This is a genomic window from Rhizobium sp. NPDC092011, assembly GCF_044756305.1.
Taxonomy (GTDB): Bacteria; Pseudomonadota; Alphaproteobacteria; order Rhizobiales; family Rhizobiaceae; genus Rhizobium.
This window is the reverse complement of the sequence record NZ_JBIVSO010000009.1, coordinates 210975-236968: the sequence shown is the minus strand read 5'-3', so window position 1 is coordinate 236968 and position 25994 is coordinate 210975. Positions and strand designations below refer to the sequence as shown.

23 protein-coding genes are annotated in these 25994 nt (G+C 58.6%); 17 read left to right on the top strand and 6 right to left on the bottom strand.

Going from position 1 to position 25994, the window contains the following annotated elements; genetic code table 11:
- Positions 1–183 precede the first annotated feature (183 nt).
- Both ACIQJ2_RS28220 and ACIQJ2_RS28215 read left to right on the top strand, forming a co-directional pair.
- The gene (locus tag ACIQJ2_RS28220) at positions 184–777 is read left to right on the top strand and encodes a hypothetical protein (protein ID WP_400676426.1); all 594 of its coding nucleotides are present in this window, start codon (positions 184–186) and stop codon (positions 775–777) included.
- The gene (locus tag ACIQJ2_RS28215; protein WP_400676424.1) at positions 758–2938 is read left to right on the top strand and encodes an SEC-C metal-binding domain-containing protein; all 2181 of its coding nucleotides are present in this window, start codon (positions 758–760) and stop codon (positions 2936–2938) included. Before ACIQJ2_RS28220 ends, ACIQJ2_RS28215 begins: the two co-directional genes overlap by 20 nt.
- A gap of 297 nt (positions 2939–3235) precedes the next feature.
- On the opposite strand, the gene ACIQJ2_RS28210 is transcribed toward ACIQJ2_RS28215, so the two are convergent.
- Complete coding sequence (locus ACIQJ2_RS28210; RefSeq protein WP_400676422.1) at positions 3236–5278, bottom strand: ParB/RepB/Spo0J family partition protein; 2043 nt, start codon at positions 5276–5278, stop codon at positions 3236–3238.
- A gap of 107 nt (positions 5279–5385) precedes the next feature.
- Positions 5386–5601 (bottom strand): hypothetical protein, encoded by a 216-nt coding sequence (locus ACIQJ2_RS28205; RefSeq protein WP_400676420.1) that lies wholly within the window; start codon positions 5599–5601, stop codon positions 5386–5388.
- 405 nt (positions 5602–6006) lie between these two features.
- On the opposite strand from ACIQJ2_RS28205, the gene ACIQJ2_RS28200 reads away from it, so the two are divergent.
- From ACIQJ2_RS28200 to mug, 11 genes are all read left to right on the top strand, one after another.
- Complete coding sequence (locus ACIQJ2_RS28200; protein WP_400676418.1) at positions 6007–7935, top strand: ATP-binding protein; 1929 nt, start codon at positions 6007–6009, stop codon at positions 7933–7935.
- Between the two features lie 164 nt (positions 7936–8099).
- Positions 8100–10235 (top strand): ATP-dependent nuclease, encoded by a 2136-nt coding sequence (locus tag ACIQJ2_RS28195; RefSeq protein WP_400676416.1) that lies wholly within the window; start codon positions 8100–8102, stop codon positions 10233–10235.
- Positions 10235–12046 carry a UvrD-helicase domain-containing protein gene (locus ACIQJ2_RS28190; RefSeq protein ID WP_400676414.1) on the top strand — a complete coding sequence of 604 codons (1812 nt, stop codon included), beginning with the start codon at positions 10235–10237 and terminating at the stop codon, positions 12044–12046. Before ACIQJ2_RS28195 ends, ACIQJ2_RS28190 begins: the two co-directional genes overlap by 1 nt.
- 20 nt (positions 12047–12066) lie before the next feature.
- A complete protein-coding gene (locus tag ACIQJ2_RS28185; protein WP_400676412.1) occupies positions 12067–13449 on the top strand; it encodes an FRG domain-containing protein in 1383 nt (460 codons plus the stop codon).
- Between the two features lie 177 nt (positions 13450–13626).
- Positions 13627–14238, top strand: a complete 612-nt coding sequence (locus tag ACIQJ2_RS28180) for an AbiEi antitoxin N-terminal domain-containing protein (RefSeq protein WP_400676494.1) — start codon at positions 13627–13629, stop codon at positions 14236–14238.
- Positions 14231–15109 carry a nucleotidyl transferase AbiEii/AbiGii toxin family protein gene (locus ACIQJ2_RS28175; RefSeq protein ID WP_400676410.1) on the top strand — a complete coding sequence of 293 codons (879 nt, stop codon included), beginning with the start codon at positions 14231–14233 and terminating at the stop codon, positions 15107–15109. The genes ACIQJ2_RS28180 and ACIQJ2_RS28175 overlap by 8 nt, the downstream gene beginning before the upstream one ends.
- Positions 15106–15936, top strand: coding sequence for a hypothetical protein (locus tag ACIQJ2_RS28170; protein WP_400676408.1), 831 nt, complete (start codon positions 15106–15108; stop codon positions 15934–15936). The genes ACIQJ2_RS28175 and ACIQJ2_RS28170 overlap by 4 nt, the downstream gene beginning before the upstream one ends.
- On the top strand, positions 15933–17105 hold the full coding sequence (locus tag ACIQJ2_RS28165) for a hypothetical protein (protein WP_400676406.1): 1173 nt from the start codon (positions 15933–15935) through the stop codon (positions 17103–17105). The genes ACIQJ2_RS28170 and ACIQJ2_RS28165 overlap by 4 nt, the downstream gene beginning before the upstream one ends.
- Before the next feature lie 458 nt (positions 17106–17563).
- Entirely contained in the window at positions 17564–18169 is a 606-nt protein-coding gene (locus ACIQJ2_RS28160) for a dihydrofolate reductase family protein (RefSeq protein WP_400676404.1), read from the top strand.
- A 145-nt stretch (positions 18170–18314) separates the two neighbouring features.
- On the top strand, positions 18315–20294 hold the full coding sequence (locus ACIQJ2_RS28155) for an oleate hydratase (protein ID WP_400676402.1): 1980 nt from the start codon (positions 18315–18317) through the stop codon (positions 20292–20294).
- The gene (mug, locus tag ACIQJ2_RS28150; protein ID WP_400676400.1) at positions 20291–20845 is read left to right on the top strand and encodes a G/U mismatch-specific DNA glycosylase; all 555 of its coding nucleotides are present in this window, start codon (positions 20291–20293) and stop codon (positions 20843–20845) included. Before ACIQJ2_RS28155 ends, mug begins: the two co-directional genes overlap by 4 nt.
- Before the next feature lie 44 nt (positions 20846–20889).
- Here mug and ACIQJ2_RS28145 read toward each other — a convergent pair whose 3' ends face one another.
- Entirely contained in the window at positions 20890–21846 is a 957-nt protein-coding gene (locus ACIQJ2_RS28145; protein ID WP_400676398.1) for an alpha/beta hydrolase, read from the bottom strand.
- Positions 21847–21995: 149 nt separating this feature from the next.
- Positions 21996–22550, bottom strand: coding sequence for an NADPH-dependent FMN reductase (locus tag ACIQJ2_RS28140; RefSeq protein WP_400676396.1), 555 nt, complete (start codon positions 22548–22550; stop codon positions 21996–21998).
- A 59-nt stretch (positions 22551–22609) separates the two neighbouring features.
- On the opposite strand from ACIQJ2_RS28140, the gene ACIQJ2_RS28135 reads away from it, so the two are divergent.
- Entirely contained in the window at positions 22610–23092 is a 483-nt protein-coding gene (locus tag ACIQJ2_RS28135) for a MarR family winged helix-turn-helix transcriptional regulator (protein WP_400676394.1), read from the top strand.
- A 6-nt stretch (positions 23093–23098) separates the two neighbouring features.
- Here the strand turns inward: ACIQJ2_RS28135 and ACIQJ2_RS28130 are convergent, their stop codons facing one another.
- Positions 23099–23635: a DUF6622 family protein gene (locus ACIQJ2_RS28130; RefSeq protein WP_400676492.1), complete on the bottom strand. Its 537-nt coding sequence runs from the start codon at positions 23633–23635 to the stop codon at positions 23099–23101.
- A gap of 54 nt (positions 23636–23689) precedes the next feature.
- Here ACIQJ2_RS28130 and ACIQJ2_RS28125 point away from each other — a divergent pair, with 54 nt between their 5' ends.
- The 3 genes from ACIQJ2_RS28125 to ACIQJ2_RS28115 all read left to right on the top strand — a co-directional run bounded on the left by ACIQJ2_RS28125 (position 23690) and on the right by ACIQJ2_RS28115 (position 25378).
- Positions 23690–24304 carry a TetR/AcrR family transcriptional regulator gene (locus ACIQJ2_RS28125; protein WP_400676392.1) on the top strand — a complete coding sequence of 205 codons (615 nt, stop codon included), beginning with the start codon at positions 23690–23692 and terminating at the stop codon, positions 24302–24304.
- A 135-nt stretch (positions 24305–24439) separates the two neighbouring features.
- Complete coding sequence (locus ACIQJ2_RS28120; protein WP_400676390.1) at positions 24440–24808, top strand: DUF4180 domain-containing protein; 369 nt, start codon at positions 24440–24442, stop codon at positions 24806–24808.
- 18 nt (positions 24809–24826) lie between these two features.
- Positions 24827–25378, top strand: a complete 552-nt coding sequence (locus ACIQJ2_RS28115; RefSeq protein WP_400676389.1) for a GNAT family N-acetyltransferase — start codon at positions 24827–24829, stop codon at positions 25376–25378.
- A 27-nt stretch (positions 25379–25405) separates the two neighbouring features.
- On the opposite strand, the gene ACIQJ2_RS28110 is transcribed toward ACIQJ2_RS28115, so the two are convergent.
- Complete coding sequence (locus ACIQJ2_RS28110) at positions 25406–25969, bottom strand: methylated-DNA--[protein]-cysteine S-methyltransferase (RefSeq protein WP_199148747.1); 564 nt, start codon at positions 25967–25969, stop codon at positions 25406–25408.
- Positions 25970–25994 lie beyond the last annotated feature (25 nt).

Below are 25994 nucleotides of genomic sequence, written 5' to 3'. Positions count from 1 at the left end.
AACGCAGTGGAGGGCAGCCGGTGACGGCTTTTTTGCTTCGCGATGCAAAGCCGAAGGCGGCGGAAAAAAAGTTGGCGACGGACGTTGCGGGAGACGAGCGAGGCGAAGCCGGTCTTCGGTCAGACCCATGCCAGTCGAGTTCGCGGATGGAGCGCCCGTTACAGGAAATCGGGGGATACGGCAATGGCGGCAATCCCTCGCACATTACCGCTCGAGAACGGAAACGGCGCGGACCCCACTGGCCGATGCGCCACCACCCCAATCCTCGACGTAAAGGCCATGGCCATAATCGCCTCGGGCGAGAAGGACGGACACGCGGCCCTGTTCTCGCACCATCGTTGGCGCGATCCGCGGGCGGCGCTGCCGAATGTCCATCCGCGTACGGCCGCGTCGATGGTCTCGGCCCAACGGACGCTCTGCGCCTCCCTGCCGTTCTATGTCACCCTGACAGTGTGCGAGCGTAGCAGCCCAGCGCTTACTGGCGGCGGTGCAATTGCGATTGAGACCAGCCTTTCAGACGCCTCGCCGTTGCGGGGCAATTTGGCGAAATGCCGCTGCCGCCCCTTTGCGTTAGTGATTGAAGTCGAATGGCGGAAACGCGCCATAGGCGTGGTTCCGGCGCAGCCTAAAGCGCAGCCCGAAGGGCAACGCCAAGCGCTTGGTGCATCAGCCGCGCGGGGTGGCCTCCGTGTTGCCGTGGTTTCCAAACGATGCGACATCTTCAAAGAACAAAGTGAGTCTTTTCGGGAGGGAAAAATTGGGGAGCAGTGTAGCTGAAAAAAAACCGGTTATCCGTACTGAGGCAGAGGTGTTTGAGGAGATTGCCGCCCTCTGTGCGTCGCCCGGATATATTCATGCGATAGCGTATTTCTGCTTTCGGGATAACCTCATCAAGTTCAGTGAAAATCTGGTCGTAAAAGACATGGATTCTCACTATGAGGGCTCCAATCTTCTCCGCAGTGAAATCTCCACGTTGATCGGCTTAATGGCTCGGGCGCCGATCGGGCTAGAGCTTCCGGCTCCACAGGTCATGCAAGCCTACGTTGAACGCACAGATTCATTGATGAAAGAACTTCATCACGCAATGATGACGGGCGCGTTCTTTGGAGGAAAAGATTGGGCTGCACTTCTCGCAGAAGGTGGGGATCCGTTCGATGATGGGGCCGCAATGCGTGAGCCCATCTTTTACGGTGGAGAGTCTGCATACAACTTCCAATATGAGGCCCTGACTGCTCCGAAGTACAGTGCTGACGATTCTTGGCTTGTTGCTAAGCGCGGTTTCAGCATTACCGATGCTCTGACTGTCACAAAGGCGATTGGCGAAGGGCATATTTCCAAGCTTGCTTCACTTCGCGAGGAGATGCGCCCAAAAAGCCCGGATGAGTGGACCTTTCTGCCTGCTTTCATGTTCACTGCGCAGGAGGTTGTTGAGAGGTCGGGCCTAGACGCGGCTACTGTCGATGCTGTCCTGCGCGCGTTTCGGTTTGAGAGCCACGAGCGCAATGCGCCTTTTGCTGGCATCAGTGAATTCAACGAAACGAATGTGCGGCCAATCCTGTGCATTGCTGACGGCTCTTACGTCCTTCTCCAGCACTATCAGCTTCAAGAATCTCTGTATGAGTCGCCGTTTTTCTGGATGATGGTGGACGACAATTATCGTTCCACTGCCACAGCACATCGGGGAAATTTCACCGAAACCTATACGAGCGATCGGCTCCGAGCCGTTTTCGGCGACGCTCGCGTACTGAGAAACATAGACATCTATCGCGGCAAGAACCGCTATGCGGAAGCCGACGCATTAGTCCTGTTCGGCAATCATGCGATCGTCGTGCAAGCTAAATCGAAGCGGTTGACGCTAGAAGCGCGGAAAGGCAATGACCGCGCACTGCGGGATGATTTTAAAAAGGCAGTCGAGAACGCGTACGATCAGGCGTTACTCTGTGCAGAAGCCCTACAGAATCCCGACGCATTCGTATTTCGGGATCCGTCCGGAGCAGAGATAAAGCTCCCCCATTCCATCGATGTCGTCTTTCCGGTTTGTGTTCTGGCCGATCACTATCCCGCCCTGAGTTTCCAAAGCCGCCAATTTCTGAAGGTCCGCGCCACAGACTCTGTCAAGCCACCCCTGGTAACAGACGTGTTCACTCTCGATGTCATCGTCGAGTTTCTCGATACCCCACTGCAATTCTTGAACTACCTCGATCTACGGGCTCAGGCCTTTGACAAGCTTCTCATCACCAATGAGCTGATCCCGTTTTCCTACCATCTTCGGAACAATCTATGGCTCGATCCCAAGTACGACATGGTCAATCTTGGGGAGGATTTCACGGCACACGTCGATGTCGCAATGGCGGTGCGGCGGCAAGGCGTATCCGGGAGCCCTGAAGTGAAAGGGGTGCTGACACGGTATCGCGGAACGCGTACCGGAGCGGTTCTTGACCAGATTCAAGAAGCAACCATCCCAGAACTGACTGAATTGGGTCTTTGGATACTACAGCTTTCGGGCCAGACGGCCGATGGGCTATCACGGGCCCTTGAAAGCCAAATCCGAGCGGCGGTGAAGGAGCGCGTAACAAAAGATCTTAGTTTCCCCTTCGAGGGGCAGTCTGCCGGATTGACGATTCATCTCAGCGCACTGCCGGTTGAAATTGCGCGAGAGAAAATCCTTCAGCACTGCCAATTGAAAAAGTACGATCTTAAAGCCGATCGCTGGTACGGGCTCGTCCTTCGTCCAGAAGATCTTCGGATTAGAGATGCACTTGTTTTGAATGATCCTTGGAAGCAAAATGTCGCTATGGACAAAGTTCTCTCGGCACTCCCGCGACGTGCGCCGGTTCGGCTTGAATCCATGGGGCGGACTTCCAAAAAGGTTGGGCGCAACGAGTCATGTCCGTGCGGCAGCAGACTGAAGTATAAGAAATGCTGTTTGTCTCGATAGCGGCGAAAGCTGGCAGCTCGCTGATCCTGAATGATTGTTAGTTTGTTGTTGCGGATCATCGGTGAAGCCACAAGCCGTACCCACGCAGATTGGCTGGCGGCGCTCCCGTGACCGGCCTGCTCAGCCCCCTCGCGCGACGGGCCATCAACATGAGCACGATCATTGCAAGTTCCTCCTGAACCCGATGACGGTCACGGTCATCGGATCGGTCGCGCGGGGTCGATCCCCGCGTGACCGCGATTTTTTGGGGCTGAACGGCAAGAAGGCGGGACCGCTTGCGCGATCCCGGCCCGGTCCTCACTCGGCGGCTTGGAGGAAGGCGTCCGCCTCAGTCTCAGCATCGAGCCATGCGGGCCGCTTGCGCAGTATGGGCGGAAGCCAGCCGGTTCCGGCTAGAAGATGCTCGGCGGTTGCCGCCATCTCCTGCTTCTTCTTGTCCGCGATCCGTTTCGCAGCCTCGTTGCCAAGCGCTTCGCGCACGGCGGCGAGGATATGGGCCTTGGTGACGCGCCCGAAATAGCTCCGTACGGTCGGCGTCCAGTGCGCGGTCATGTCGAGCGTCACCGCCGTCGCCAGCTTGTCCGCCGTTTCATGGGCGCGGCGCCTGCTGCTTTCCCATGGCAGCTTCACCGCATTGACGGTTAGCGAGGCGCAATGCGCGAGCAAGGCCATGAGGCTCGCATGGTCCAAACCGGCGACAAAGCCCCAGAGGTCCGCCACGTCGCGCGGCATGTCTGCCGCCCATCCGGCATGGCGGTCGTTCAGCATCTTCGCCGCCGCCGTGTCCTCGATGCCGTCCGCGTAGGCGGCGAGGTAATTGCTGGTCGGGCTGATTTCGAGGCAATGCGCCGTGCTGCCGCCCCGATAGTAGGTCTGCGCGGCGAGCGTATGGACCACGGCGATCAACGCCATGTCCGGTTGCTCGCCAAGAGCGAGACGCAGGCCAAGGGTGCGATGCGCAGTCAGGTCGCGAATGAGCGCGTCCGACAGCGGTTTGCCCGCATCCCCGGCTTCCTCTTCCGGCTCGGCTTCGGGAAGCGCGTCGCCTTCGCCGTCCTCGCCGTCGTTGTCGAGGATTTCACCGTCCGCGTTGACGCGCACCCCGTCGATGACGGTTTCGCCGCCCTCGGCAAGTTCCGGTTCCGGCCCCGGGGCCTCGTCCTCGGTGCGGATGAAGCCACGCTCGATCCGAACATCGCCGCTATGGCCGACGACGACGAACGCACCGCCGCGCGTGATGTCGTCGGGATCGTAAGCATGGCGCTTGACGTCGATCCGCTCGACCTCGGCTTCAAGCTCCGCGAGCCGCGTATCCACCTCGGGCGGGAGGTCAATATCGGCATCCTCCCATTCCGCATTCAGGCGCTCAAGCTCGTTCTGCGCGGCGTCGTAGGCGGCAGCGTCTTCCTCCGAAAGCTCGACCGAATGCGGATAGACGCGGCGCATCCCATGCGCATGGGGGAAGTCCAGATAGGCGGCGGTCCACTTCCACCCCTCGGCCTCGCGCACCTCGGCGGCGATCCGTTCCAGCTTCTCGACGGCAAGCCGGTCCAGCAAGGCCGGGTCTTTAAAGAAGCCGCCGCGATCCTCGGTGAACAGGTCGCGGATGATGTTGCCGCCTGCCTCGGCATAGGCTTGCGCGCCGACAAAGACCGCGCAGCGATCCGTCGCCGCGACGTTCATCTTGGTCAGGTCGCGCCGGATGATGGAGGGATCGCGGTTATAGGACAGGTTCTCATAGACGTGTTCCTGCCGCGCGTGATCGTCGGTGATGGCGAAGGCCATCAACTGATCCAAGGTCAGTTCGCCGTCGCGATAGACCTGCAACAGCTTGGGGCTGACCGCGCCGAGACGCATCCGCTGCTTCACCACATGGGCGGTCACGCCGAACCGAGCGGCGATTTCCTCCGCACCCCATCCCCGATCTTCCGAAAGCTCGCGGAACCGCTCGTACTGGTCGGCAGGGTGAAGGTCTTCGCGGGTCACGTTCTCGTCGAGGCTGATTTCCGCCGCGTCGTTGGCCGTGTCGATGACGCAGCGGATGGGTTCGGTCTTCTTGATCTCCTTGCGCTTCACGCGCAGCATCTGCGCCTGCCTGCGGCCTTCCCCGATGCTGACGAGATAGAAGCCGGTTGCCGCGCCGTCCGCGTCCGCCTCCGGCTCTACCACCAGATTTTGCAGAATGCCTTTGGCGGCGATGCTCGCCGCCTTCGCCTCGATAGACGCCTCGCTGTGCGGGGTCTTGCGGGCATTCTTCGGGTGCTTCTTGAGCTTGTTGAGCGGGATGAAGACGGTCGCGCCGTGTTCGTCGGTCGGGGCGTTGGTTCCGGTCGTGGTCATGGTCTTTGTCCTATGGGCTTGGGTTGGAGCGCAGCGCTGCGCTGCAACCCTGCCCGTCGGCGAGACCGGGGGGTGCAAGGTGCAAGGGCGACCGGGACGGAGGGGGATCACCCGGCCTGCACAAGCGGATCGAAGCCATGGGCGAGAGTGAGAAACACGCATCCGCGCGGAAGGCTGGGGAGACCGTCCCGGTCGAGCGCCAGCGATCCCTTGCGCCGCGCCAGGGGGCTGCGCCCCCAAGTAACCGTCCCGGCCAGAGCGGAGCGGAGGCCGGGCATGAGGACCGGATCACCTTGTGCAAAGCAGCCGGACTTGAGAATCATGCACCCGGATCGCCGTTCTCTCCGGAACGACCTATCTAGGCAGGTGTGTATCCATTGGGTACACTCCCGACATGACCAAAAAAGATGTCGGGTTGCGCATCAGGTTGGACCGGGATCTGCGGGAGGAATTCGTCGCGGCGTGCCAGGTCCATGATCGTCCAGCGGCACAAGTGCTTCGGGAGTTCATGCGCGAGTACGTCCGCGAAAGCGTTGCGTCCTCCGCCACCAGAACTCCCCAACGAGAATCGAGAGGAAACGAAGAATGACATCGGCGAGTCCGTCCAAAGACAACATAGACGACGGCCTGACCGATGTGAGGGAGTTGGCATGAGCAATGTCAACGTCAGGCGGCTGGTCGAGAACATCCGATCGGGGACCAACGTCTATACGCCGCTAGTGGAGCTAGTGGTCAACGCCATTCAGGCCATCGACCAAAAGGGCGTCAAGAATGGCCTGATCCAGATCGAAATCCTGCGAAGCGGGCAGGCGGACATCATTGACCGCCTTGAGGATATTGACGGATTCATCGTAAAGGACAACGGGGTCGGCTTCACGAAGAGCAACCGCGATTCGTTCGATACCCTCTATACCGAACAGAAAATCGCCGATGGCGGTAAAGGCTTCGGCCGGTTCACTTGCCTCAAATATTTCAACCATGTGAAGGTGGCGAGCACCTTTGCCGTCGGTGATGTTTTCCACGATCGATCTTTCAGGATGGGCCTGGATAAGGACATCATCGTTGACGAGAAAACGTCCACTTCGGAAAAGCGGGAGACGGGTACGGCAGTCGAGATTTCCGGTATCAAATCGGTCAAATTTCCGGACAAGCGCCTCGATACCGTCAGCCGTGTTATCGTCGAACGCCTGCTACCGTATTTCGTAGACAAGGATCGGGCGTGCCCGCGTATCGTGATCCGGGAAGCGAAGGAGCCATCCGGTGGCGTCGCTCTCAACGATTATCTTGGCAAGGAGAACAGCCAGATTGTCGAGATGCGAGTTGAGCAGGGCACGTTCACACTCACAGCCAACGAAGAGGCTAAGGATTTTCAGGTCCGCGTCTTCAAATTCTATGCGCCAAGGTCGGCCAAGAGCAAAGTCAGTCTCGTCGCACATCGGCGCGAAGTGACTGACAACGCGCTTCAGGCCTATATACCTGAATTCGCCGAGGAGTTTTATGAGGCTGGTCCCGACCAAGATTTGTCCAAGGGGCGCAATTTCGTTGTCAAATCCTATGTTTTCGGCAACTACCTCAATGACAACGTGTCGCTCGAAAGAGGCGAATTTCGCTTCCAAACTGACAACGACCTACTGAACGGCATCTCCCAAAGCGAGATCGAGCAGAAGGCCGCCGAAATCGCGCAGTCGGCGGTGGGCTCGGAAATCACTGAGCGGAAGAGACGCAAGGAGGCACGCATCGCCGACTATGTGTCGGCCGATGCGCCCTGGCACCGGACGCTCGCAAATGAGGTCGATTTCGACGCCCTGCCCATGCGCCCGTCCAACCAGGATATCGAGCTTCATCTTCAAAAGAAGAAGTACGAAAAGGAAATCCAGACGCGATCACAGGTGGCCGCACTGCTGAAATCGGAAAACCCCGATGAGCTGGGTGAGAAAATCACTCAGCTTATGGAAAGCATTTCTGATACCAGTAAGAATGATCTCATCCATTATGTTTCTATGAGAAAATGCGTTCTCGACCTCTTTTCCAAATCGCTAGAAATCGATTCCGATGGAAAGCATAAATCGGAAGGTGATGTGCATGATATCATCATGCGACGTAAGAAAGATTCCGAAGGCCTTGATTACGAATCGCACAATCTCTGGATGCTGGACGAGCGGCTTAACTTTTCCTCCTACGTCTCATCCGATAAGCCGCTGAACAAGCCAAACGGAGACCGGACGGATATTACGATCTACAATCGGCGTGTTGCATTTCGCGGTGAGAACGAGGCGAGCAATCCCATCACTATCTTCGAATTCAAGAAACCCCAACGAGACAATTTCGCCGATCCTTCATCGAAGGAAGATCCAGTTCAGCAGATTGTCCGCTACGTCAATCAGATCAGAGAAGGAAAATTCAAAACACCCACTGGTCGCGACATTATCGTCAACGGCACGACACCGTTCTACGGGTACGTGGTTTGCGATTTGACGGCAAAAGTAAGGAAGTGGCTTGAATTCGAGAAGGAATTCACGCCCATGCCAGATGGCCTTGGATGGTTCCGATGGTTTGGCAACAACAGTCTCTACATGGAAGTTTTGAGTTGGACAAAACTGCTTCGGGATGCTGAAATGCGGAACAAGATATTCTTCAATAAACTTGGAATAGATTGACATCCGTGGCGGGGGGGGATGCCGTCGGATAAGCAGACTTGAATACGCTGAATTTAGGCGTGTAGGCTGGCCATGCCCTCGCCATGGAAGTTTAGACGTGGTGGAAAATTCCGTGCATCCGCCAAAGAAACAAAGCCGATTGCTATTTGGGGGGGGCGGCCGGAATGCACATATCGCGTGTTCAGTTGGTGAATTATCGCAACTTCGCCAACGCGACCTTTCAGTTCAACGCCGGTATCAACACCGTCATCGGGGAAAATGGTTCGGGGAAGACTAACCTCTTCCGCGCCATTCGGTTGATGCTCGACGACGACATGCTGCGATGGGCACACAAGCTTGACGATGGCGATTTTCATCGCGGACTTGGAAACTGGCGCGGTCATTGGATTATCATCAGCGTCGAATTTGCCGAGGTCTCCCAGGATGAAGCGATTCAGGCCCTTTTTCTGCATGGCACCGGTGTGGTCGAGGATGAACAGATTGGCACTGCTACCTACAATCTGATCTTCCGACCAAATGCCGCGATACGCGCCAAACTTGGTGAACTGGTCGCCGGCGATCAGGCAGGCCTCGACGCTCTCCTGAAAACCATTACGATTGACGACTACGAGTCCCTCTTTACCGGCAAGAGTACCGCAGATTTTTCTGATCCGGCGGTTTACCGATCCTTAGTCGGCAATTTCGAAACCGTCGAATTTCCCCAAGAGCTAAGTCCGCCTGAAATTGGTGGGCGTATGCCGGCAGTTCTCTCGGTCAGCAAAGAGGTTTGCTTCACGTTCGTTCAAGCGTTGCGCGATGTTGTGAGTGAATTTCAGGGCCAGCGAACCAATCCGCTCCTCACCTTGCTGCGAGGCAAGAGTGGCGAGCTGGATTCCGATAAGTTGGACCCGATCACGCAACGAGTGAATGACCTGAACGATGCCATCGAAGAGCTGTCAGACGTTACCGAAATCCGGACACATATTCGTCAGACCATTCGCGACGCGGCCGGCGAGGCCTATTCCCCGGCCAGGCTGTCGATCCGCTCGGGCGTGCCGACTGAGGCCGACAAGCTATTTCAATCGCTCAAGCTCTTTGTAGGCGAAACCGACGAGGAATATGAAGGCGCCATTCATGAGCTGAGCCTCGGCGGCGCCAACCTTATTTTCCTGACGCTCAAGCTGCTGGAGTTCAAATATCAGCAGTCCAAACGGGCCTGCGCCAACTTCCTTCTCATCGAGGAGCCCGAAGCGCACATCCATACGCACATCCAGAAGACGCTGTTTGACAAGCTGACCTACCCCGACACGCAGGTCATTTATTCGACCCACTCGACGCAGATCTCGGAAGTCAGCAATGTGGAGAACGTCAACATACTGGGCCGTCAAGGTGTCCGCTGCGAAGCGTATCAACCTGCCGCCGGCCTAACGACACCCGTCATTCGCAGCATTCAGCGTTATCTCGACGCCGTCCGCAGCAATCTCCTGTTTGCAAAGAGCGTCATTCTTGTGGAAGGCGATGCCGAGGAGATCTTGGTTCCAGCGCTCATTAAGGAGGTCTATGGGGTCAGCCTCGACGAGCTTGGCATCAGCCTCGTTAATATCCGCAGCACCGGATTCGAGAACGTCGCGGTGCTGTTCCATGACCAGCGCGTTCGGAAACGCTGTGCAATCATCACCGATCTCGACACCGCGTATTTCGATATCACACCCGATCCACTCGATAGTGATAGCGAAATTAAGGCCAAGGAGAAGGCTGCCGGGTCACAGAGTGCCGGACTGGCAAGACGTGCTCGCCTGACCGCCTGGATAGACGGCAACAACTGGCTGTCGCTCCACCTCGCATCCCACACGTTCGAGGTGGATTTTATCGCCGCCGGCAACGCTGAGATCGCAGTGGCGGCGCTGCCTTCGGTTTATGTCGATCCGCCAACTATCGCCACGGCGACTACGGAGCTGCGCTCAACCGATCCTGCGTCCTATGGCACGCGCATCATCACGATGGCCAAGGGTGCTGGAAAAGGCTGGTTCGCCATTCAGCTCGCCAAGCTAGTCACCCACAATGCCCGAATCCCGAGCTATATTACGGAAGCTGTGTTCGCGGCACACGGCCGGATCTCGCATGCGGTAGCGGCCAATATGGTCGAATACCGTATGGGCAAGAGTGCCCTGCCTGACCTCCTCGGTGAAGATTATTTCGATGAGCTGCGGGAGGTGGTGCGTCAGTTTCGCACTGGTCAGGCTGACACGCAGGCATTGATCGATGGTGTCGCCGCCACTTTGCCGGGTGACGCGATCCTTGACGTGCTGGGTTATGTCTAATGGTCTTCGTGTGGGGCAAAGATGACCTAAATGAAGAGCAGGTTGATGCCATCGAGCATCCAGGCAGCGTTTTCTTGAGCGCGTGTCCCGGCAGCGGCAAAACACGGGCGCTCACCTACAAGATTGCCCTCGAACTATCCCGGTTGGAGTCCGAGAAACAATGGGTCGTTGCGATCACCTACACCCACCGAGCAGCGGAAGAAATCGAGGAGCGCATTGAGCGGCTGGGCGTCGATACCAGCCGACTTTGGATCGGGACCATCCATTCCTTCTGCCTCGATTGGATTCTGCGGCCCTACGCCATCCTTCACGAGCAGTTGAAGCACGGATTCCGCGTCGTTGATCAACACGAGAGCGAGCGCCGCTTGGACGCACTTGGGTCGCAGATGATCCCGAGGATCGGGTCGCAAATCTGTGGCTACTACTTCACCACTACCAACGTGGTGCTGGCCGCTCCACCTAATCGGCGGGCCTCCGTGCGCTCCATGCTGGAGACATTTTGGGCGCAGCTACGCGAAGAGCGCCGCGTTGATTTCGAGATGATCCTTCGCTACGCATGGGAACTGGTAAGGGACAATCCCTCAATCTCGATCCTGCTCAGCCGCATATTCAAATTCATCCTCGTGGATGAAGTTCAGGACACTAAGGAGATTCAGTACGCTGTCGTCGCATCAATTCTAAAGGCCGGCGCCGGCCGGACGCAGGCATTCCTGGTCGGCGACCCGAACCAATCCATTTTCACATCGCTGGGCGGCTATGCGATGCCGCGTGCCGATTTCGAGCAGCTATCCGGGCTTGCGATGGAGCCGAAAAGCCTCTCCATCAATTATCGGTCCTCCGAGCGTATCGTTGAGTATTATGCCAATTACCATGTTGTGCCGGCCGTTGTGACTGCAGAAGGTCAGGTCAAGGATTATCCGAGCAAGATCAGTTTTGATCAGGAGGTCGCGCATCAAGGTTTTGAGGACGAGATCGTCCGTCTTATCCGGTATAATATCGAGCACCTGCACATCCCGCCGAACGAGATATGCATCGTCGGCCCTTGGTGGGTCTCGCTCGCAGCGTTGACCCGACGCCTCATGGGCGCAATGCCGGATCAGCCGTTCGACGGCCCGGGAATGGCGCCATTTGCTCGCGATCAGGACAATTTCTGGTACAAGGTGGCACGCTTGGCGCTTACCGAGCCTTCTCCACGGCTGTTCGTCCGGCGCCTGCGATGGGCGGGCGAAGTGCTTGCCGACCTACACCATGCCGGGGTGGCGCTACCGGACATCTCCCGGCGAGATGTGCTTCGGATTTGCAACTCCATCCAGATCGATTCTCAGGATGGGCTGGAATTCCTGCGCCTGTTTTTCGATGAGTTCAGCGACGCGATGGGTTTCGATCCAGCAGAGTACGTCCTCCTCGCCGAGCACCACGAAACCTTCTTCGCGAGGTCCGAGCGACAGATCGAGCGGTTGCAGGCAAGCGGTGTTCAGGGAGTGAACGACATTGGCATGTTCCGTCGCACGTTCGCCAGTCGGACCGGTATCACGATCTCTACGATCCATGGTGTCAAGGGATTGGAGTTTGACACCGTCATAGCCTTCGCGCTCTTGGAGGGAATGGTTCCCCATTTTGCCGACGAAAACAAAGAAGAGAGCGCGAAAAAGCTTCTTTACGTAATCTGTTCGCGCCCACGAAAAAATTTACACCTGATCTCGGAGGCAGGCCGCCTTGATGGTCGCGGCGGCCCGTATGTCTGCACTGCAGTGCTTGCGGATTGTCAGTTTTCGTACAGCGATATTCCCGTGGGGAACCAAGATGTTTAGTGAATATAAGGAGGAGGTATTTGGAAACGGTCAACTGCCAGACAACTGATGAGCTGCTGAATTTCTTTAATAGTTTGGCGCCCGGCGCCTTATTTCGCGGTCAAACTAAAGAATATCTGCGCGCCGACGGCGGTCCCGATCTTCGCACGAGCTTTGATCGCCACGGGTGTATTCCTTCGCGTATGCTGAAATGGTGGCACTATTCACGCGCCATCCTATCTACCTACGTCAAAGGATTTGACGGCCTCACCGATCTGGCGACGGATCAGGCCATCTTGCAGCACTATGGTTGGCGATCGTTCTTTCTGGATGCGACGGCGGACCCAGCCGTAGCCTGTTGGTTTGCCGCTAACAGCTACCGAAGCGAGCCCTGCGGTGAAATGATCGAGGATTGCTTCGAAGATCCGCTTTTCGTGGTTCGGCAACGAGCTTGGTATGAGCCTGCGGACGATCGCGGCTGCATTTATGTGCTCAGCCGGAAGGCGTTGCGCGCGCGCGACCTTCAAACGGTCGACCTAGTCGAGATTACGACCGCCTCCGGGCGTCATCGCTGTTTGGTGCAGTCCGCGTTCATGGTGGGGCCGTTGCACGGACCGCTACCCGACGACTGCATCATGACTCGGGTTTTCGCACCGTCATCAGTCTTCCGGAGCTATGCCGCACGATTCCCTGAACTCACATGCGAGGCGCTGTTTCCTGGGCCAGCGGTGGACCCGGTCATGGCGTCACTGCTGTCGATCCCTTGGGTAAAGCGGGAGGTCGAAGGCGATGGAATTGGTATCGACTTCTTTGACCGCGGCCTGCCGCTCCCCGAATATAATATGAAGGACATTCGCCGCACGGGCCAGACCACAGCCTATTATCGGCGGTTCTGGTTGGCGGATGCGGCGAAGCCTGAGACTCTATTGGGCGAAACGACCTTTTACCTGACGGAAGAAACGCTCTTCCTCGGCACGGGGGCGGGTGACCTGATCTTCCCGAATCTGACCCATCTCCTGCGCGAGCGCACAAGCGTTGCGTTAGAAATCGACGGATTGGTCCGGCATCCTTATGCGGCCAGTTCAGGCCAGTATGGCAAGGGTATCTATCTGGAGGGGCAAGAAGACGGTACGATGTTGCTCACGGAATTGGCGGTCGATCACTTCGGCACCCGTCCCGGTGGGTTTGGCATTACCCGAGGCTGCTATTTCCGGGTTGATGACGAGTCTCGCTGGCATCGCATCGAACACCCCGAGCAATGCGATTGCGGTAGGGATGCACATCATGCTCACCATCTGGTTGTTGCCGAGCATTTCGAACATGCTTTGAGAGAGCGAGAATTCGTTCAAATCCGTGAGCGGGTCTTTGCCGCCGCTAGCGTGGATTCCACGTCTGACCCCCTGGCATTGAAATGGATGGATTGAGGCGGAGAACTGTGTCGCGATCAACAGGCTGAGTAAAGCGGCTCGTTCGGGCCGGACATGTCGGCGCTCCGCGGTACGTTGATGCACGAACTTTCGGATAAGCTTTCCGTATGCATGACACGTGACAAAACCTCTGATAAGATCGGGATCGATTGGAGGAATTGTCACGTGCCCTCGATGCAAGATTCGCAAAAGGCAAAGCTCAGGAGCCTACTCAATGTGCGCAGCATGATGCGTTCGCATGAACTGCGTGAAGCTGGCATTAGCGCGCAAACGATCGCCCGCGCCGTCGAGAAGGGTGAAATCGAGCGCATTTCGCGTGGCGTTTATCAGAAGCGTGGCGCAGAGGTCGAAGAGAACCAGATCCTTGCTGAAGCTAGCATGCGTGCCCCCAAAGGCGTGATTGCTTTGGTGTCGGCACTCGCCTTTCATGGGCTGACCGACCAGATGCCACGGCGCGTTTGGATGGCCATCGGCACGAGCGATTGGGCCCCGGTTCAGTCATATCCTCCGCTGCGTATGGTTCGTTTCACGGAGGCCTATCTGCGACAAGGCATTGAGTATCATGCGATCGCTGGGCTCGACGTCCCGGTCTATTCGATTCCCAAAACCCTTGCCGACCTCTTCCGAAATCCCAAACTGATCGACCGGTCAGTCGCTGTAGAAGGGCTGCGCGCTGCTCTTCAGCAACGCAAGGCAACTCCGAGCGCAGTTGCCCAGGCCGCGAAGGCCGGCGGCGCTTGGAAGGTGATGCAACCTTATCTTGAGGCGCTCACCTCCAATGGCTAAAGCACCAGTGAATATAGCGAAGTCGATCAAGGACCGGCTGCTCAATATCGCCCGCAAAGAAGGTCGCGCATTCGACGTCCTGCTGGTGCGGTTCGCGCTCGAACGGCTGCTTTATCGGCTGTCGATCTCAGCACATAGGGACCGCTTCGTCCTGAAAGGCGGCATGCTGGTCACGGTCTGGGTGGCCGACGACAATCGGGTGACGCGGGATGCAGACTTTCTCGGACATGGGGACGCCGATCCTGACCATCTGATCGCTGACTTCGGGGAGATCATGGCGATCGAGAGCGACGATGGCCTCGCGTTCGATATCGACGCGCTCGCTGCGACGGTTATTCGAGAAGAGATGGAATATGGCGGCGTTCGCCTTAAGACCGTGGCCTATCTCGAAAGGACGCGCATTCCCGTCACGATCGATATCGGTTTCGGCGACGCTATGGCCGATGCGACGCAGCGGCTTGACTATCCGACCCTACTTGATCTTCCCGCTCCGCAAGTTCGTTCCTATCCGCCCGCCACAGTGATCGCCGAGAAATTCCAGGCGATGGTGGCGCTTGGCGTCCTCAACGGACGCATGAAGGACTATTACGACCTGTGGGCGATCCCGCGCGCGATCGACATTTCCGCTGACGATCTAGATGCGGCCATCCGCGCGACGTTCGAGCGCCGGCGGACGCCGATCCCGAAAGAACGCCCACCAGGCCTCTCGGTCGAGATGTCTGGCGACGAAGGGAAGCAGCGGCAATGGCGCGCTTACGCCGCGTCGCTCGAACTCGACGCTGTTTCTCTGGAATCGGTCATTGAAGGTGTTTGGGAGTTGGTCGGCCCGTCATGCGCGCGGATCGCAGCGAGAAGCGAGAATGAGGCATGACTGAGGGCGTCGCCATCATTGACGTCTGGGACGTCGAAACCTTCGACAGCGAGTTGCGCGGCAACCTCGACGCCCACGCCGATGTCATCCGCAATTACATGCTCACCTCACGCCGCCAATGGCTGGAGCGTGAGGCCTCCGATCACACCATGCCTTATCCCGAAAATCCTTACGCGGGCGAGTTCATTTGGGTGAGGGAGCATATCATGCGGCTGATGGAAGTCCGCACGATCCGCGCCTGGCACTATACCCGCCTGACCAACGCAGAAGTCGACATTCTCCGGCAAGGCGGGATTTATCCATCTAGCCTCGACACCATCCGATCACGCTTCGCGGCGCAAGTCGCTGCTGGCGCATTCAGCCAAGAGGTCGCCGATCGCTTGTTCGCTGACAGCCCGTATCAAAGCGATCAGCTCGACTCCCGCTCCCACAAGTTCTGGATGGTCTCGCATCCCGTTGACGTCGAAGACGGCGGCGTTGAATTGCTGCTCGAGAGCTGGGGCGGCGAGTCAGCCTATTTCTGGCAGCGAGATGCGGCGCTTCAGGACATGCTGAAGCAGATCGGTCGGCCACGTGTCCTGGAGATTGCCATGCCGCTCGCCCATTCCCGTCATGGTTACTCGGCGGCTGAGGCAGTGGTTGCCACATATGGCCGGTTGCTCGGCTGCCAGCCGGACAAACATGCGTTCGACCTCTACACGCATCAGCCGCTCGGTCCTGAGCATGTCCTCGCCGTTCATAGCGAAGGCGAGCCCAATTTCGGCGTAATGGCCCGGGGCTACCCGGCCGGCTTCGTCGACGTGAACCTTGGGCGGTGGGACGAATGAGGGGAGCGGACACTGCCCCCGACGCGGTAGCATTCCTGCGCGGGATCGCTGGAGAACTCGCCGAGATCCACCGCGGCAGCGACTATTCACTCTGGCGCGGCGAGGCGAAGCACCGCGTCGATCAATATCTCTCCGGCGCGGAGCCGTTCTCCGATTTCGCGACGTGTTGGGTGTTTAGTGGTGACGGCGGCGGCTCTATCGTTGGGGGCCGCGTCGGTGAATGGGCGATTGACCGGCTCGTCGAAAAAATAGCGCCGGAAGATATCGTTGCACTCTTCACGGACGAAGTGGCGCGGAATGCCGCAGTCTACGAGGACGTTTCACCGGTGCTTGGCATCGAGATTAACGAGCCCTGTGAACTGGGCGATGGTGTTCGCCTTGTGCCGCCAGCGGCCGACATCTTCAGCGCGTTCGACTACCCTTGGCGATATTCGTGGCCGAGCATGCCCACCGGAACCGGCTTCCTCATTCAGTCCTACAAGGTAAAGCCAGCCTTTGAGCAACGCCCCATTGAAGCAAATGGGCCAGCCGGGGGCAGTATAACACAGCCCGCCTCAACAGCGCGTGATGCAATCCGCCGTCGTTTCCGGCTCGCCTGTTTGCTTGGCTCCAGTGGCGGGGTCGAGTTGCCGATGTCGGTAATTCTGTCGGATCGCCGCGCCTTGTTGTCGGCTGGGGGCACCATGTCCGGTCGCCCGTTTGCGGCTCACCCGCTAGTGGCTTTCCCCGCGGACATGGCGATGATCAAGACCGCCTTCGGGCAGCTCGCGGCATTCGCCGAAGGAGACAGCCTTACCCGTGCGATTGATCGGCTCGGGCGCTCGCGGCTGGCAACCCATCCCGTCGACCGCGCTCTCGATTTGGGCATGGCGGCGGAAATCGTGCTGATGCACGACCTCGGAACGTCGAATACCGAAATCACCTATAAGATCGGCAGCCGCGCCGCCTGGCTTCTGGGAGAGGATGCGAACGAACGCGCTACGATTTTCGACGAGATGAAGCACCTTTATAAGGCCCGCTCAGACGCGGTCCATTCGGGTGTACTGTCACCGAAGTCCAAGGTGGATCTCGACCTCGCCGACCAGTTGGTGGTCCGCGTCGTGCGAGCTATCCTTGAACGCGGCAGCTTCCCGGACTGGGCAAGCCTGACGATGGGGGGAGGTGGCTGACGATCTTGATTGATCGGTGGCGGTTACATCGTGCAAGGTTATCACGTAGATTCGGGGGGAACGACGCGAGCGGTATAATGTCTTACGCTCTCGCGTGCTTGACGATAGTCCCCGAAAGCACGATTTTCGCGCCCAGATCGAAAACTCCAATGTTTTCAAGAGCGTCGTTTTTTGACGGGCCGGCGGACGGTATATTACAGGTAAGAATATTTTTTTATGCAGTGATTTCAAATTGTTAAGCTATCTATTGATAATAGAGTGGGAATAAGCGTATAGTTCGCCAGGGCGGCTCATCTTCCTCACGGAATGCGAGAACCGCTCTGGCGCCTTGCTTCATGCAAATCCCGACGGAAAGCTCCCGCACGCTTTTCCTGAATCCTCCTAGAAAATCACAATAAGCTGTCGGCAATCACCAATCTCGTCCGTCCTCGGAATAGAACCGAAACGAGGAGAGAGCGGTGAGAGAGTTGATCTTGAAAATGTCGATATCGATCGACGGCTTCGTGAGTGACATGGATGGCACCAACAAATGGATGTTCGGCGCCGATCAGGAAGCGAAAAACTGGTCCGTTGAAACCCTATGGGACGCCGGGCTTCACATCATGGGCAGCCGAACCTTCCGGAGCATGGCTGGCTGGTGGCCGACATCCACAGACATGTTCGCTCCGCCAATGAATCAGATTCCGAAGGTCGTCTTTTCACGGCAAGGACCCGCGACGCTCGATGAAGTCCGCGCCCATGTGGGGAATAGGCAGTCCGGTGAGCGGCAGTCGGGTGCTGAGAGCTGGGCGGAGGCCTATGTGGCAAACGGCGATCTGGCCCAAGAAATCGCCAGGCTGAAAGCTCAGGATGGCAAACCGATCATAGCTCATGGCGGCGTAAGCTTTGCGCGTAGCCTCATCGCCCTGGGGCTGATTGACCGGTACGTCCTCCTGGTTTGTCCCGTCGTGCTGGGCAAGGGTTTGTCGTTGTTCTCGGAACTTGATGCGCCGATGCGCCTCAAGCTTGCAAGCTCCAAAGCCTTTCCGGGAGGCGCGGTGGCGCAGATCTACTGCGCTGCGTGAGCTGTCTCGAAAGGAGTTGGCTTTGCCTCATTCCTGTCATGGACGAATACGCCCTGTGATATATGTTGGAACGAGATACACTCCGGCCTCAAGGTCGGGTCCGACGTCTTGAACCACTGACATCGTCGACAGATTGGAGGCTTCCATGACACGCGCGCCAAACTCCAGCCAGGATAGCAGCAAGGCATTCGCGGTGGAGAACGACACCACCGCAGGCTATTGGCACCACCGCCCGGAAAATACCCTGCCGCCGCCGGACATGATGGGCGCCTATATGCGCAACCGCCCCGTGCCTGGGAACCAGGTGGAAGGACGCAAGGCCTGGATCATCGGCAGCGGCATCGCCGGTCTTGCCGCCGCCTTCTACCTGATCCGCGACGGCCGTATGGCGGGAAAAGACATTACCATCCTCGATACGATCGATATCGAGGGCGGCTCGCTCGACGGCGCGGGCAATGCCGATGAAGGCTACATCATCCGCGGCGGCCGCGAGATGAACTGGAACTACGATAACCTGTGGGACATGTTCCAGGACATTCAGGCGCTTGAACTGCCCGAAGGCTACAGCGTCCTCGACGAGTATCGTCTGGTCAACGACAACGACCCCAATTTCTCCAAAGCCCGGCTGATGCACAAACGCGGCGAGATCCGCGACTTCTCGACACTTGGCCTGACGCGCTCGCAGCAATGGGAGCTGATCCGGCTGCTGCTAAAACGCAAGGAAGACCTCGACGACATCACCATCGAGCAATATTTCAGCGCCGGCTTCCTCGAAACCAATTTCTGGTACCTTTGGCGTTCGATGTTTGCCTTCGAGAACTGGCAGAGCCTGCTCGAGATGAAGCTTTACATGCACCGCTTCCTCGATGCGCTCGATGGGCTAAAGGATATGTCGGCGCTGATCTTTCCGAAATACAATCAGTATGACAGTTTCGTGCGACCGCTCGTCCGGCACCTTCAGGAGCATGGTGTCAAAGTTCAGTTCGGCACTCGCGCCTATGACCTCGACATGGCGGTCGACGGCGATGCGCGCACCGTAACGGCGATCCGCGCTGATATCGACGGCAAGGATGATGTCATCGCCGTCGGGCCGAACGATGTGGTGTTTGCGCTGACCGGATCGATGACGGAAGGCACCGCCTATGGCGACATGGAGACCGCGCCCGTGCTTCAGCGCGGACGGCACGAGCCCGGCGAGGCCAGCGACTGGACACTGTGGAAGAACCTTGCGCAGAAGTCGCCGATCTTCGGCAAGCCGGAGAAATTCTACGGCGACACCGAAAAATCGATGTGGGAGTCGGTCACGCTGACCTGCAAGCCTTCCCCCTTCGTGGACAAGCTGAAGGAGCTTTCGGTCAACGATCCCTATTCGGGAAAGACCGTCACCGGCGGGATCATCACCTTCACCGATTCCAACTGGGTTCTGAGCTTCACCTGCAACCGTCAGCCGCATTTCCCCGAACAGCCGGACGACGTGCTGGTCGTCTGGGTGTATGCGCTGCTGATGGACAAGGAGGGAAATTACATCAAGAAGCCGATGCCCGCCTGCACCGGCCGGGAGATCATCGCCGAGCTCTGCTATCATCTGGGGATCGAGGATCAGCTCGATGCTGTTGTCGCCAACACCAAGGCGCGCCTTGCCCTGATGCCATACATCACCGCCATGTTCATGCCGCGTGCCGCAGGCGACAGGCCGCATGTCGTGCCGGCAGGATGCACCAACCTGGCGCTGATGGGCCAGTTCGTCGAAACGTCGAACGATATCATCTTCACGATGGACAGCTCGATCCGCACAGCCCGCGTCGGCGTCTACACGCTTCTGGGCCTGCACAAGCAGGTGCCCGACATCAGCCCCGTCCAGTACGACATCCGCACCCTCCTCAAGGCGGCCCGGGCGCTCAACAACGACGAGCCCTTTCCGGGCGAACGCCTGCTTCATCGGCTGCTGGACAAGACCTACTTCTCGCATATCCTGCCGCCGCTGCCGGATCAGGAAACAACGCTGCGTGAGAAAGCCGAAGCGGAACTAGCCGAACTCTTCGGCGCAGGCGGACAAACGGTCGGCCGGGTCATCGGCTGGCTCGAGAAGATCAGGGAAAATCTGGTGTCGCGCAGCAAACGATGAATGAGCCGATAGACAACGCGGAACCGACAAACGGGCTGGCGGAAATTCTGGCGCCTCGTCTGTCGGTGATTTTCTGCGGATTGAACCCTGCGCTTTCGGCGCAGCGGGACGGCCATAATTTTTCCAACCGCAGCAACCGCTTCTGGCGGGTGCTGCATCTTGCCGGCTTCACCCCTCGCCTGCTGCGGGCTGAGGAAGAGCTGGAGATGCTGGAATATGGTCTCGGCCTGACATCGGCGGTCTCCCGCCCGACGAAGAGCGCGAGCGAGCTGAAAAAGAGCGATTACGTTGCCGCCGCCCCTGTGCTGGAAGACAAGATCCGAAAGCTTGCTCCGGCCAATCTGGCATTTCTGGGCAAGGCGGCTTACGCCGCAATCAGCCTTCGGACCGATGTCGACTGGGGCAAGCAACCAGAGGCATTTGCCGGCACCTCGATCTGGGTGCTCCCCAACCCGAGCGGCCTCAATCGCGCTTTCGATCTGGTGACACTGACGCAGCATTATCGCGAACTGAAGTTGGCGATCGAACGCGATAAGTCTGTCGTCACATAGTTGCCGCTTCCGGACCAGCGCATGGCCAAGCCAGATGGCGGCGATCAGTTGCCTTTCTGCGGCTCAAGCACGCCGATCGTATGCAGCCACCGCTCCACCAGCATCGGCCATTGGCCAATGGGAAGGTCGGCCTTGCGAAGACCGAAGGCGTGGCCACCCTGCGCGTACAGGTGCATTTCCGTCGAGACACCGGCTTTCTGCAGGGCGATGTAGTAGGCCAGCGACTGCTCGATGCCGTCGACATCGTCGTTCTCTGCCTGCACCAGAAAGGTTGGCGGAGTGTCGGGCCTGACGCGGATGTCCGGACGCAGCCTCATATCCGCCTCGTTGCGATTGTCGCGGTCCTCGTCCTCGTGCATCCATAAATGGCCGGGGTAAAGGGCAATGGCGAAATCCGGCCGACTGCTCAGCCTGTCCGCGTCATCGACCGGCGCATATGTTCGTTCAGCGAAATGCGTGCTGACGGCGGCGACAAGATGTCCGCCAGCCGAAAAGCCGATGACGCCGATCCTATGGGGATCGACATGCCACTGCTCGGCGTTTTGGCGCACCAGCGCCAGCGTGCGCTGGGCATCCTGCAGGGCCGTTTCCACCTTGGGATAATGGCGATGCCCTTTCTCCCATGTCGGTCCCGAGCGAGGAACCCGATACTTCAACAGCACGCAGGTGATGCCGCGCGAGGTCAGCCAATCGCAGATCTCCGTGCCCTCTATGCCCATGGCCAGAACCTTGTAACCACCGCCAGGAAACACGACCACAGCTGCACCGGTGTTGGCACCTTCAGGGGCATAAACGGTCATCGTCGGTCGGCTGACATCGCTGACCGTCGCCCCATCCGTGCCAACGGATTCGGGCTTGGCGTCAGGCACGGCATTCGGCACGGCCCCGGGCCAGATCGGCACCTGGACATGACCTGCCGAAGGCTGCCAGACCGCCGAGTGCGCTTGGGAAGCGGCACCAAAGAGCAGGAGAAAGGAAAGTGCGAATGTCGATTTCTGCATGGCGCGATTTGCCTCGCTACGAGCATCGATTCCTGGTGCCGAACAAAGGCAGCTCACCTTTGGTGGCGATCGATTGCAGCTTTCTCATGACCCCAGGGAGCCTCGCCGTAGCGACCGATCGGAGAAATGGAAGCGGTAGGGTTACAGGGTCAGCCTTGGCCCATCTCTTCAAAAGCCTGCTCGAGCATCGCGCGACCCTCGGCGAATTCCGCAGCCGGGTCCAGCTCACCGGCATTCGCCTCGATGAGGGTGCGCGGCAGGGTGAAACCCGGCATGATTTCGAGCGGCCTCATCTTCAGTCCGGTCAGCACCTGATGAAGCTGTGCCGCACATTTATTGCCGCCGTGACCGCCATAGGTAACGATCATCGCCGGTTTGCCCGCCCATTCCCGATAGAGGTGATCGAGCGCATTCTTCAATACGGCCGGATACCCCCAATTGTATTGCGGGCTGACGAAGACGACAGCGTCACCGCTGGCGATCTTTTCGCTCCAGGCCTTGGTGAGACCGGTGCGATAGTCTCCCGTCGCCGGGATGCTCGGCTCGCTGTCCATCGGCAGAGGCCAGTCGCGGAGGTCGACGATCTCGAACTCAGCAGGCAGGATTTTGCGTCCGACCGCTGTCACCCACTCGGCCACGACAGGGCATATGCGGTTCGGCCTGACGCTGCCGACAATGACGAGAATTCTGGATGGCATAGGCATGGCGCCCTCGCTATTTATGTGCATAATACACTTAATTTGAAAAGGCAGGATCTGTAAAGGTGCAAAATACACATATTCTCGATGAGCTGGCCGGCGGCCTGCTCGATATCGTCAATTTCCTGAATGCTCCGCAGCGCGACGAGGCCCTGCTACGGGCGGCCGGCGTCGAGCTCGATCGCGCCTTGTTTCCTCTGCTCGCACGCCTTGGGATGCAAGGGCCGCTTGGTGTCGCCGAACTCGCGGAGCAGGTCGGTCGGGACTATACGACAGTCAGCCGCCAGTTGGCTCGGCTTGACAGTCTCGGCCTACTGACCCGCAACCCCGATACCGAAGACAGGCGCCGGTCGATCGCCGAGATTACCGAAGAAGGCAACGCTCGCTTCAATGCCGTGCGCGAAGCGCGCAGGCGTGCCCTGACGCAGGTTCTCGCTGACTGGACGGATGAGGATCGGCAGTCGCTCACACGGCTTGTGCGCCGGTTCGCCGATGGGCTCGGCAAACTGCCGCTGACGCAAGGTGACAGGGAGCGTGGTTCAGCCTGAGGCGCCCTATCCCGCCTGATCGACAGGGTCGGCGGGAACATTCATGTAGCGCGAAAAAAGATGCAGGTTTCGGCCGAGGGACATGCCGATGAAGCCAGCCCAGATCGCGGCTGCAAACGGCCGCACGGCGGGCGCAGCGAACCATGCTGCATGAGTTTCCGCTGCCGCATGCAGCAGGAATTCGAACGCGAAGGTCGCCAGGATAATCACGAGCATCATGATGTCGCCGGGCAAGGAAAGCGATCCTCTCTCTCTGTCGATCCCGATCTTCCAGGCTCTGACATGGTGCCAGCCGATCGCCATGCCGACACATAGACCCAAGGCTGCCGAGAGCAGATCGAATATGTCCGGTTGCGAGAAAAGCCCCTCAAAGCCGCGAAGACCGAGTATGGCCATAAGGATTGGCATGATCACAAGGCGCTCAACCCGAATCGTGCGCGGCAGACACCGCGAGACCCCCATCCAGAGCAGCAAGAGAAACAGGCAATAGACATAGGCCGGGATATGAGACATCGCCGAAACTCCGTAACGGCAGGATTGCAGTCGAAAGAGAATTAGCCGATAATCTTAACGCCGTAAAGATGTGAGACAAAAGCATTGACGACGAGAGAAGCCGGCACTCCGGCACGCTATCATCATGGAGATCTGCGAAATGCCCTTCTTGAGGCAGGCCGTGCCCTGCTTGAAGAGGGAGGACCAACCGCGCTCGGCATCCGGGAGATCGCGCGCCGTGTTGGCGTTTCCGCGCCGGCGGCCTATCATCACTTTTCCGGACTGGATGACATCGCCGTGGCGCTGGCCGAGCGAGGCTTTGGGGAGCTCGCAGCACGCCTGCAAGCGGCGCCGAGCAACGCAAAGGGCCAGCTCGCACCAGCGGGGATGGCCTATGTTGCCTTTGCGCGCGACAATCCCGGCCTCTATCGGCTGATGTTCGGCGAGGGGTTCAAAGGGGCTTTTTCGGCCCATGATCGGATACGTGCGTTGCGTTCCGATGCTTACGAAGTGCTCAAGACGGGACTCTCGAGGCGTCTTCCCACCAAGGAGATCGGCACGGCCGCACTCTTCCTCTGGTCGCTGACACATGGCCTTGCGCTGCTGATGATCGATGGACAATTCGATCCCGGCGCCGATCCTGAAGCGCTCGTGGCCGCCGTGCTGCGGCTATCCGGCAAAGGCCTTCCGACCTCGGCTGAACGGACGGATCCTGCCTGAATCCCCTCTAGCAACGATAAGCAGAGCGCGATGTCGTCCGAAGACCGCCCATACTTTTCAGCATCACGCTCTGGCGATAAGAGACAAGAATAGCGACATATCTTCCAACAGAAAGCGAAGTCGAACAGCATGCATATGGTCAAGAATTTATCCGGCTACAAAGTCATCATTGGTGATGAAAACGGGCCATTGCTGGCCAGCGAGCGAGATGTGAACGACTGGCTTAGTGCTGCGTGGGACGCCGAGGCGAGCATGATCGCCGTTCCCGTATCGCGACTGAGCGACGAATTCTTCCGGCTCTCGACCCGCATCGCCGGCGGAATCATCCAGAAATTCGTCAATTATCGCTGCCAGCTTGCCGTCATCGGCGATATCTCACGATGGGTCGCCGACAGCGATGCGCTGCGGGATTTCGTCTACGAAGCGAACAAGGGGCGCGAAGTCTGGTTCCTGCCGAGCGAAAATGCTCTGACCGAACGACTGCGGCAGAATTCCCAAAAGTAGACCCGAAGAGCGACCCACATGAAACCGACGACATCCCCTCCCCGGCTGGAAACCGAACGCCTCCTGCTCACTGGGCATACGGTCGATGATTTCGGCCCTCTTGCGGCGATGTGGAGCGACCCGCTGGTCGTGAAGCACATCTTCGGCAATCTGGTATCGACGCCGAGAGAATCGTGGATGCGGATGTTGTCGTATCATGGACTCTGGCCGCTTCTTGGCCATGGCTACTGGGCCATCCGCGAGAAATCTTCCGGCCGTTATGTCGGAGATCTGGGCTTTGCCGATTTTCACCGGGTCATGGAGCCGTCGATCCGCAGTATTCCCGAGGCCGGTTGGGCGATGGCAGCATGGGCCCATGGCAAGGGATTTGCCACCGAAGCGCTGAGCGCTGCCACCACATGGCTGGATGAGCAACCGCACTTCGAGCGGAGCGTCTGTCTGATCTCGCCTGACAACACGGCCTCGATCCGCGTTGCCGAAAAGGCAGGGTACTGCGACCCGAAGCCTGTCCGTCTCAACGACAAGGACACAATGCTGTTCTCACGCCTCCGCCGAATGGCGCAGAACTAGGCTCGGCGTCATTCTCCGGACTTCGATTTAGAATCCCAACGACTGCTGGACCGGCTTCGGTGGTGCCAGCTGAACGCCCTCAAGCTCCAGCATGCGGGCCTTGGAATTCGAGCCGCCCGGGGCGGAGAAGCCGCCGATCTTGCCGCCTGCGGCCAAAACGCGATGGCAGGGTATGATCAATGCGACCGGGTTCTTCGCCATGGCCTGGCCGACATCGCGCGCCGCTTCCGGTCCCGCGCCGAGCTGCTTGGCAAGCGTGCCATAGGTGGTCGTATGGCCCCAGGTCACCTGCCGGGCAGCATCGTAAATCCGCTTGAAGAACTCATCCTGTTCGCCGAGGTCGAGCGTGACACCAGAGAAATCAATCTCCTCGCCTGAGAAATAGCGCTTCACCTGCACCACCACCTGCTCGATGTCGGAGGTCGGAGTTCCCGGCTGCGCATTCGGCAGGCGGCGCAGAAGCAGACGTTCGGTCGCGCTGGCGTCCTTTGTCGGCAGCTGAAAACGCAACACGCCAACATCGTTCCAAGCGATGCCGCAGAAGCCGCCAGCGGTTTCGAAAATCAGATAATGCTGTGATGCCTCGTTCATGACGAAAAGCTCCTGTGTTTCCACT

Excerpts from the sequence above, each read along its gene's own strand:
- ACIQJ2_RS28220 (WP_400676426.1), top strand. The coding sequence starts at position 184 with ATGGCGGCAATCCCTCGCACATTACCGCTCGAGAACGGAAACGGCGCG.
- ACIQJ2_RS28210 (WP_400676422.1), bottom strand. The coding sequence starts at position 5,278 with ATGACCACGACCGGAACCAACGCCCCGACCGACGAACACGGCGCGACC.
- ACIQJ2_RS28205 (WP_400676420.1), bottom strand. The coding sequence starts at position 5,601 with ATGATTCTCAAGTCCGGCTGCTTTGCACAAGGTGATCCGGTCCTCATG.
- ACIQJ2_RS28195 (WP_400676416.1), top strand. The coding sequence starts at position 8,100 with ATGCACATATCGCGTGTTCAGTTGGTGAATTATCGCAACTTCGCCAAC.
- ACIQJ2_RS28190 (WP_400676414.1), top strand. The coding sequence starts at position 10,235 with ATGGTCTTCGTGTGGGGCAAAGATGACCTAAATGAAGAGCAGGTTGAT.
- ACIQJ2_RS28180 (WP_400676494.1), top strand. The coding sequence starts at position 13,627 with ATGCAAGATTCGCAAAAGGCAAAGCTCAGGAGCCTACTCAATGTGCGC.
- ACIQJ2_RS28175 (WP_400676410.1), top strand. The coding sequence starts at position 14,231 with ATGGCTAAAGCACCAGTGAATATAGCGAAGTCGATCAAGGACCGGCTG.
- ACIQJ2_RS28170 (WP_400676408.1), top strand. The coding sequence starts at position 15,106 with ATGACTGAGGGCGTCGCCATCATTGACGTCTGGGACGTCGAAACCTTC.
- ACIQJ2_RS28165 (WP_400676406.1), top strand. The coding sequence starts at position 15,933 with ATGAGGGGAGCGGACACTGCCCCCGACGCGGTAGCATTCCTGCGCGGG.
- ACIQJ2_RS28155 (WP_400676402.1), top strand. The coding sequence starts at position 18,315 with ATGACACGCGCGCCAAACTCCAGCCAGGATAGCAGCAAGGCATTCGCG.
- mug (WP_400676400.1), top strand. The coding sequence starts at position 20,291 with ATGAATGAGCCGATAGACAACGCGGAACCGACAAACGGGCTGGCGGAA.
- ACIQJ2_RS28145 (WP_400676398.1), bottom strand. The coding sequence starts at position 21,846 with ATGCAGAAATCGACATTCGCACTTTCCTTTCTCCTGCTCTTTGGTGCC.
- ACIQJ2_RS28140 (WP_400676396.1), bottom strand. The coding sequence starts at position 22,550 with ATGCCTATGCCATCCAGAATTCTCGTCATTGTCGGCAGCGTCAGGCCG.
- ACIQJ2_RS28120 (WP_400676390.1), top strand. The coding sequence starts at position 24,440 with ATGGTCAAGAATTTATCCGGCTACAAAGTCATCATTGGTGATGAAAAC.
- ACIQJ2_RS28115 (WP_400676389.1), top strand. The coding sequence starts at position 24,827 with ATGAAACCGACGACATCCCCTCCCCGGCTGGAAACCGAACGCCTCCTG.
- ACIQJ2_RS28110 (WP_199148747.1), bottom strand. The coding sequence starts at position 25,969 with ATGAACGAGGCATCACAGCATTATCTGATTTTCGAAACCGCTGGCGGC.